This is a genomic window from Shewanella sp. 30m-14 (assembly GCF_052977125.1).
Genome location: NZ_JBRILW010000031.1, coordinates 42459 through 51069, shown reverse-complemented (window position 1 = coordinate 51069; position 8611 = coordinate 42459). Strand labels below are relative to the sequence as shown.

Annotated in this window: 4 protein-coding genes; all 4 read left to right on the top strand. The window is 44.9% G+C overall.

What is annotated here, in order from left to right; genetic code table 11:
• Positions 1–69 precede the first annotated feature (69 nt).
• The 4 genes from ACVBIU_RS18235 (at position 70) to ACVBIU_RS18220 (ending at position 8602) form a co-directional block, all read left to right on the top strand.
• Positions 70–276 carry a citrate/2-methylcitrate synthase gene (locus tag ACVBIU_RS18235; protein WP_447164492.1) on the top strand — a complete coding sequence of 69 codons (207 nt, stop codon included), beginning with the start codon at positions 70–72 and terminating at the stop codon, positions 274–276.
• A gap of 734 nt (positions 277–1010) precedes the next feature.
• The gene (locus tag ACVBIU_RS18230; RefSeq protein WP_447162220.1) at positions 1011–2072 is read left to right on the top strand and encodes an efflux RND transporter periplasmic adaptor subunit; all 1062 of its coding nucleotides are present in this window, start codon (positions 1011–1013) and stop codon (positions 2070–2072) included.
• A 114-nt stretch (positions 2073–2186) separates the two neighbouring features.
• A complete protein-coding gene (locus ACVBIU_RS18225; RefSeq protein ID WP_447164490.1) occupies positions 2187–5504 on the top strand; it encodes an efflux RND transporter permease subunit in 3318 nt (1105 codons plus the stop codon).
• Positions 5501–8602: an efflux RND transporter permease subunit gene (locus ACVBIU_RS18220; protein ID WP_447164489.1), complete on the top strand. Its 3102-nt coding sequence runs from the start codon at positions 5501–5503 to the stop codon at positions 8600–8602. Before ACVBIU_RS18225 ends, ACVBIU_RS18220 begins: the two co-directional genes overlap by 4 nt.
• The last annotated feature ends 9 nt before the right edge of the window (positions 8603–8611 follow it).

Sequence of the window (8611 nt, the reverse complement as noted above, 5' to 3'; positions counted from 1 at the left end):
ATAAATATCAGTCATCATCACATTTAAGCTCGTCACTTAAATTGAGATACGACGACCTAAAAGGCACTCATTGAGTGCCTTTTTTATTATCTGGTTCTATCCTATAGAGTATTCCGGCATGTTCACCCAATATGGTTCGCGTTAGCCCGCACAGTCGGTTGGATTGCACATTGGAAAGAGATGCTAGATCAGCCAGGTCATAAGATCAGTCGTCCTCGCCAGCTTTATACGGGTGATGCTAAGCGTGACTTTATCGATTTAGATAAACGCGGATAAATATCAGTCATCATCACATTTAAGCTCGTCACTTAAATTGAGATACGACGACCTTTTTATTGCGCCTAATTCGCTACTCCCCATTACTCTTGCTCGATATTTCAGCAGTCCGTACTCAAATTAGCAGTACTCAAGCAGTAGTATGTTCAAACAAGTAGCATCCAGTCATATTTAAAAAACAAGCGACTTTCAAGCAAGCGGCTCTCAAACTAGCGGAGCTCAAACAGTAACATTAGTGAGTAACCCAGCAAGCCGTTAGCCACTCAATAGCGATATCTCCTCAATAAATTGTATCAATTCGTCATGTTTATAACTCATTGCGACGACTATATCCGACGAGTAAATACGCCAAATAAAATTCATCATGAAAAATGCTAATGACAGCAAAAAAGGCGTTTCTACATAGTAAAAACTGTCATATCCGTTAGCTAAATACGCGATATTGATGGCTCATCTAGCCTAAACCTTTCAATTAGTCACAACTCATATCTGTGAGAAATCGTTATAAAGCACTGTTATAAAGTTAGCTAAAGGCAGTAAATAGACAGTAAATCGTCAGCAGAGTATATTTTTGTTAAAAAAACCAACATATGTAACTTTTCGCTACATTTTGTAATCAAAACACAAAAAACGAACACAGCATGAATATAAGCCGTTGAATAAAAAGAACTTTTAACTTTGGCACACATCCTGCTTTATCAGGCTATCGGAAAATCGAATTAGGGCCTACTTACATGGAAACGTTAAATAAAAATAGAATCATTTTAACTCTACTAATCGCAACACTATTAAGTGCATGTGGCGCAGAAGAGCAAGCTAAGGAAGAAGAGAAGTATGCTGTTCCTGTTGAGACTGCAACCGTCATCCAAGGAGATGTTTCTTCTTTTTACAGCACGACTGCCACATTAGAAGCACCTCAAGAAGCTAACGTTGTCACTCGAGTGGCTGGTCTAATCCAAGAGATTAAGGTTGAAGAAGGCGATAGAGTTAAAAAGGGCCAACTGTTAGCTGTTATCGACTCTAAGAGACAGAAGTTTGATTTAGACCGCTCTCAAGCAGAAGTAGAGATCATTGAGCAAGAATTAAATCGCCTTAAAAAGATAACCAATAAAGAGTTTTTCAGTGCCGACTCTATGGCAAAACTTGAATACAACCTACAGGCCGCCATGGCAAAGCGAGATTTAGCCGCGCTTTATGTCCAAGAAAGTCTGATCCGCTCGCCTATCGATGGCATCGTTGCCACCCGCTTTGTCAAATCTGGCAATATGGCGAAAGAGTTTGATGAACTATTTTACGTGGTTAATCAAGACGAACTTTACGGCATAGTACATCTGCCAGAGCAACAACTTCAGCACCTTCGTTTAGGCCAACAAGCCGAGATTTACGCTAATAAACATCTCCAACAAACCACTCACGCGACAGTATTGCGGATCAGCCCCATCGTTGATCCACAAAGCGGCACCTTTAAAGTCACGCTGTCAGTGCCAAATCAAAATGCCACACTTAAAGCCGGTATGTTCACACGTGTTGAGCTTAAGTACGACACTCATAGTAATGTCATCACAGTGCCTTACAACGCAGTGATAAACCAAGACAACGAATTTGCCCTCTATGTTATCGATGGTGAAAATGCCGATCGCCGCAGTGTCTCTCTTGGCTATCGCGAAGCCGATACCGTTGAAATCGTCGCCGGTATTGAGCCTGGAGAACAGATTGTGATCCGCGGTCAACAGAATCTCAAAGATCAATCATTAGTCGAAGTCATCAATTCATTAGACCTAGCGTCTGCCAAATAAATAGGGAGACTGCGGTGTCTATTATCAAAAAATTTCAGCCTCAAGCGACAGTTGAGTTAACTCATTCATTAGATCTAGCGTCAGCTAAATAGATAAGTAACAACGGAGCACGTTATGTCTATTATAAAAACTGCGGTTAATCGACCGGTAACAGTATGGATGTTTATGTTTGCGGTCATTCTTTTCGGCATGGTGGGATTCTCTCGCCTTGCGGTAAAGCTTTTACCTGACTTGAGCTATCCGACCATCACTATTCGTACGCTATATGTGGGTGCGGCGCCCGTTGAAGTCGAGCAACTTGTGTCTAAGCCCATTGAAGAGTCTGCAGGTATTGTAAAGGGGCTTAGAAAAATCAGCTCAATTTCTCGCTCAGGCATGTCTGATGTTGTGCTTGAGTTTGAATGGGGCACAGATATGGATATGGCAAGCTTAGATGTACGAGAAAAGCTCGACACCATTGAGTTGCCTCTGGATGTGAAAAAGCCATTATTACTGCGTTTCAACCCTAATTTAGACCCCATAGTACGTTTAGCCCTATCCGTTGCAGATGTCAGTGAAAGCGGACAAAGCACAACAGATGGGATGAGCGAAACTGAATTAAAACAGATGCGCACTTATGCAGAAGAGGAGTTAAAGCGCCAACTTGAGTCTTTATCTGGCGTTGCAGCGGTCAGGCTTTCAGGTGGATTACAGCAAGAAGTTCATATTCAGTTAAACCAGCAAAAACTCACTCAGCTTAATTTAAGCGCAGATCTTATCCGCAGTCGTATTGCCGAAGAGAATATTAACCTTTCGGCAGGTAAAGTAATCCAAGGTGACAAAGAATACTTAGTTCGTACTCTTAATCAGTTTAACTCGCTTGATGAGCTCGGCCAGATAGTGATCTACCGTGATGAGCAAACACTGGTTCGCCTCTTTGAAGTCGCCCAAATCGTCGATGCTTTTAAAGAGCGCAATGACATTACTCGCATAGGCGATAAAGAGTCGATTGAACTGGCCATTTATAAAGAAGGTGATGCCAATACTGTTGCCGTGGCTCGTAAAGTCACCGCTGAACTGAATAAACTTAATGAGCGTAATGCCAAGGCTGAATTAAAGGTTATTTACGATCAATCTGAATTTATTGAAAGTGCTGTTAATGAGGTCACCACTGCAGCCTTGATAGGTAGCTTGCTATCGATGCTAGTCATCTACCTGTTTCTAAGAGATATTATTCCGACCCTGATTATCTCAATTTCTATTCCGTTTTCGGTTATCGCAACCTTCAATATGATGTACTTTGCCAATATCAGCCTTAACATCATGTCACTAGGGGGAATTGCCTTAGCTGTAGGACTGCTCGTTGATAACGCCATTGTGGTGCTAGAAAACATCGACCGCTGTAAGTCGCTCGGTATGAACCGACTCGAAGCTGCGGTTACGGGGACCAAAGAGGTCGCCGGCGCTATTTTTGCTTCAACCCTCACCACCCTTGCGGTATTTGTACCATTAGTGTTTGTCGATGGTGTAGCAGGAGCGCTGTTTTCCGACCAAGCGTTAACTGTCACCTTCGCCCTACTCGCCTCATTGCTTGTCGCGCTCACGACAATTCCGATGCTGGCCTCTCGCGAAGGCTTTAAAGCCTTGCCGCCTTTATTGGAACAAACCATTAAGCCAAAGCCTCAGACTAAAATCGCCAAATTGAAACATTACAGTGCAACAGTCTTTTCGTTTCCTTTTGTATTGATATTTAACTATCTGCCAAGCGCACTCTTAACCTTAGTGCTTATTGTGGGACGTAGTCTATCTTGGTTAACTGGGTTGATAATGCGCCCCATTAGCGGCGCGTTTAACTGGGGCTACCACAAATTAGAGCGCTTCTATCATAAGCTATTAGCCGCCGCACTTAAGTTTCGCGTCTTAACGCTATCTATTGCGATTGCTGTCACTGCGGGAGCGACGCTGTTAATACCGCGCCTTGGCATGGAGCTAATTCCACCGATGAATCAAGGCGAGTTTTATGTGGAGGTGTTACTGCCACCTGGAACTGAAGTGGCTCAAACAGATCGCGTACTGCGAACCCTTGCGCTGTCGATAAAAGATCGCAGCGATGTAAAGCATGCCTATAGTCAGGCAGGTAGTGGTGGCTTAATGACATCAGACACCTCACGCGGGGGTGAAAACTGGGGGCGTTTACAAGTTGTGCTTAGCGATCATAATGCCTTTGATGCTGTTGCGAATAAGCTACGTGCAACAGCAATGCGCATTCCTGAGCTTGAAGCCAAGGTGCAACACCCTGAGCTATTTAGCTTCAAAACCCCACTGGAGATTGAGCTGATTGGTTACGATTTAGGCCAACTTAAGCAAACTGCCGACAATTTAGTCGATGCCTTAGCGGGATCTGACCGTTTTGCCGATATCAATACCAGTTTACGTGATGGCCAACCAGAACTTAGCATTCGCTTTGACCATGAACGATTAGCCGCACTGGGTATGGATGCTCCTACCGTCGCTAACCGCATTGCCCAGCGCATTGGCGGTACGATTGCCAGTCAGTACACAGTGAGAGATCGTAAAATTGACATATTGGTCCGTAGCGAACTCGAAGAACGCAATCAGATAAGCGATATCGATTCGATGATTATTAATCCAAACAGTAGTCATCCTATATCGCTCAGCGCAGTAGCTGATGTCAGCCTAAAACTTGGTCCCTCTGCGATTAACCGCATTAGCCAGCAACGAGTTGCCATTGTGTCTGCAAACTTGGCATACGGGGACTTAAATGATGCCGTGCTAACCGCTCGCGATATTTTAGCCGCGCAAACGCTGCCAACTTCAGTTCAAGCCCGCTTTGGTGGTCAGAACGAGGAGATGGAGCATTCATTCAAGTCTCTACAAATTGCCTTAGTATTAGCGGTGTTTTTAGTTTACTTGGTGATGGCGAGTCAATTTGAATCACTGCTGCACCCCCTACTCATCCTTATCGCGGTACCAATGGCGGTAGGTGGCAGTATTTTAGGTCTGTATATCACCCAAACCCATCTCAGTGTGGTGGTGTTTATCGGCCTTATTATGCTCGCGGGGATTGTGGTTAATAACGCCATTGTACTGGTCGATAGAATTAACCAACTACGTCAAAGTGGCGAAGATAAGCTGACTGCAATCTCAAACGCAGCCAAATCCCGTTTACGTCCAATTATCATGACCACAATGACCACCGCTCTGGGCCTATCTCCTATGGCGTTTGGCCTAGGTGATGGCAGTGAAGTGAGGGCGCCAATGGCGATTACTGTCATTTTCGGTCTATCTTTGTCGACCTTACTGACTTTGGTTGTGCTGCCTGTACTTTATGCCGTCTTTGACAGAAAAGAGTATGACCGAAAGGAATTTGATAAAAATAACAGTGAGACAGTTGTAGTCAACAAGCAAACGCTTGAAGGAGGCAAAGCATGAATATCACCCGCTTAGCCATTGCAAGGCCCGTGACCACCACAATGTTTTTTGTGGCAATCCTACTCTTTGGCCTTGCTTCAAGTCGATTACTACCACTTGAGATGTTCCCAGGCATCGACATCCCTCAAGTTATTGTTGAGGTGCCTTATAAAGGCTCAACACCTGCGGAAGTGGAACGTGATATCACTAATATACTGGAGGAGTCATTAGCCACAATGGGCGGTATTGAGGAGCTACGTTCGAGTTCTTCACAAAATGGTGCTGAAATTGAGCTAAGAATGAAATGGGAAGAAAACGTTGCCACCAAAAGCTTAGAAGCCCGCGAAAAAATCGATGCGGTGCGCCATTTACTGCCTAAAGATGTTGAGCGAGTGTTTATCAGGCAATTTAGTACCGCCGATATGCCAGTACTCAACTTGCGAATATCGAGCGACCGCGAACTATCTAGCGCGTTTGACCTGCTCGACAAGCAGCTTAAAAGACCGCTTGAGCGCGTTGAAGGCGTATCACAGGTTACACTTTATGGGGTTGAACAGAAGCAGATTGAAATTCGCATTAATGCCGATAAGCTGGCATCGAGCAATATTTCAGTCCAAGCACTTAACCGCCGTTTACAGCAAGAAAACTTTGTCATTAACGCGGGGGTGCTAAAAACTGACTCTCGTGTTTATCAAGTCTCGCCAAAGGGCGAGTTTAGAAACTTAGATGATATTACCGCCTTAGTGCTCGCGCCGGGGATCACCTTAGGGGATATTGCAACGGTCAGTTTTTCACTGCCGGAGCGATTAGATGGCCGTCATTTAGATCAGAACTACGCCGTGGGTTTAGATGTCTTTAAAGAGTCTGGTGCGAATCTAGTCGAGGTATCAGAACGCGTCATGAAGGTCATTGATGAGGCTAAACAGGACTCACAGTTTGAGGGCATTAAACTGTTTGTCATGGAAGATCAGGCCTATGGGGTTACCTCATCGCTGCGCGATTTACTTGCTGCGGGGTTAATTGGCGCCCTACTGTCATTTGTCGTTCTGTACCTGTTTCTTCGCGATCTAAAAATGACCTTAGTGATTGTCTCTTCTGTGCCGATTGCTATCTGCATGACCCTCGCTGCCATGTATTTACTTGGCTACAGCCTCAATATCTTGTCTATGATGGGCTTATTACTTGCGGTAGGTATGTTGATTGATAACGCCGTGGTCGTGACCGAAAGCGTACTGCAAGAAAAGCAGGCACTCGATACTGATGGCAATGCTAAACCGAGTGCTAGCGCTGATGAGCAAAAAGCGGTCAATGCACCGATGACGACGAGCGCGATTCTTCTGGGCGTCGACAAAGTCTCGCTTGCTGTACTAGCGGGCACCATGACCACGGCAATCGTATTTTTACCCAATATTTTCGGCGTCAAAGTCGAGCTCACCATCTTTTTAGAACATGTGGCTATCGCTATCTGTATTTCACTGGCTGCATCTTTGTTAGTCGCTAAAACTCTGCTGCCATTAATGCTCAGTAAAATGACTTTTAAAGCCAAAAAGACGACTAAGCAGAGTCGGTTGCAAACAAACTATCGTCGTAGCCTCAACTGGATCTTAGCTCACCCACGCCTATCGGGTGTGTTAGCTTTCGTGATCTTAGCGTCAACTGCACTGCCCCTGAGTATGGTCAGCCAGGATCAATCAGATGGTGAAGGCAATAATCGTTTATACATTAACTATCAAGTGGAAGGCCGCCATAGTTTAGATGTCACCGAAGCCATGATAACTAAGATGGAAAGCTACCTATATGCCAATAAAGACAAGTTCCAAATTGATTCGGTATACAGCTACTTTTCTGCCGACAGAGGTCAATCGACATTGATTTTAAAAGAAGATACCGAAGTCGATATGAAAGCACTCAAGAAAACCATTCGTGAAGGTTTTCCTAAGTTTGCCATCGCTAAGCCACAATTTGGCTGGGGTGGGGAAAACAACGGTGTGCGCGTCTCTCTCACTGGTCGTTCAACTTCTGAGTTAATTCGCCTTAGCCAGCAAGTCATTCCTCTGCTTAGCAATATTGATGGACTCACTGATGTGCGTTCTGAATTAAACGGTGCCCAACAAGAAGTGGTGATCCGCATCGACCGCCAAATGGCCGCGAGACTCGATCTTAAGCTCAATGAAATTGCCTCGAGCATCTCGATGGCGCTTCGAGGTACACCTCTACGATCATTTCGCCATGATCCCAATGGAGAACTGCGTATCGAAATGTCGTTTGAGCAGCAATGGCGATTATCGCTTGAGAAGTTAAAACAACTGCCAGTGATCCGCATCGATAACCGTGTCTACACCTTAGACAGCTTGGCCAAGGTTGAGGTTTTACCAAGATTCGATACCATTCGGCATTACGATAGACAGACCGCACTGTCGATTGGTGCAAATCTAGATGAACTGACGACTGAGGAAGCGCAGAACAAAATCACTCAAGTGATGGACAACGTTAACTTCCCTGCAGGTTACGGCTATTCATTAAGAGGTGGCTTTCAAAAACAAGATGAAGATGAAGCGGTAATGGCAACCAATATGATCTTGGCGATTGCGATGATCTACATAGTCATGGCCGCGCTGTTTGAGTCGTTATTATTGCCAACTGCAATTATCACCTCAATCCTATTCTCCATTACCGGCGTATTTTGGGCACTACTATTTACGGGTACGCCTATGTCAATTATGGCGATGATTGGGATTTTGATCTTGATGGGTATTGTGGTCAATAACGGCATTGTATTGGTGGATCAAATCAATCAACTTTCACCAGAACTTAACGAACTATCCGACACCATTAGCGCCGTATGCTACACAAGGCTGCGCCCGGTATTAATGACCGTTGGCACCACAGTATTAGGCTTAGTGCCACTTGCCATGGGTGATACGCAGCTCGGTGGCGGCGGCCCGTCGTACTCGCCAATGGCGATTGCGATTATTGGCGGCCTCACCTTCTCAACCGTGACCAGTCTTTACCTTGTGCCTTTATGCTACCAAGCGCTTTATAGAATGCGTCACAACAGCGCTATTCGCCTTGGGCAAGCTGATAGGTTTTCAAGACGAGTATTACCTTGGATGAGCTGATCGGTATAA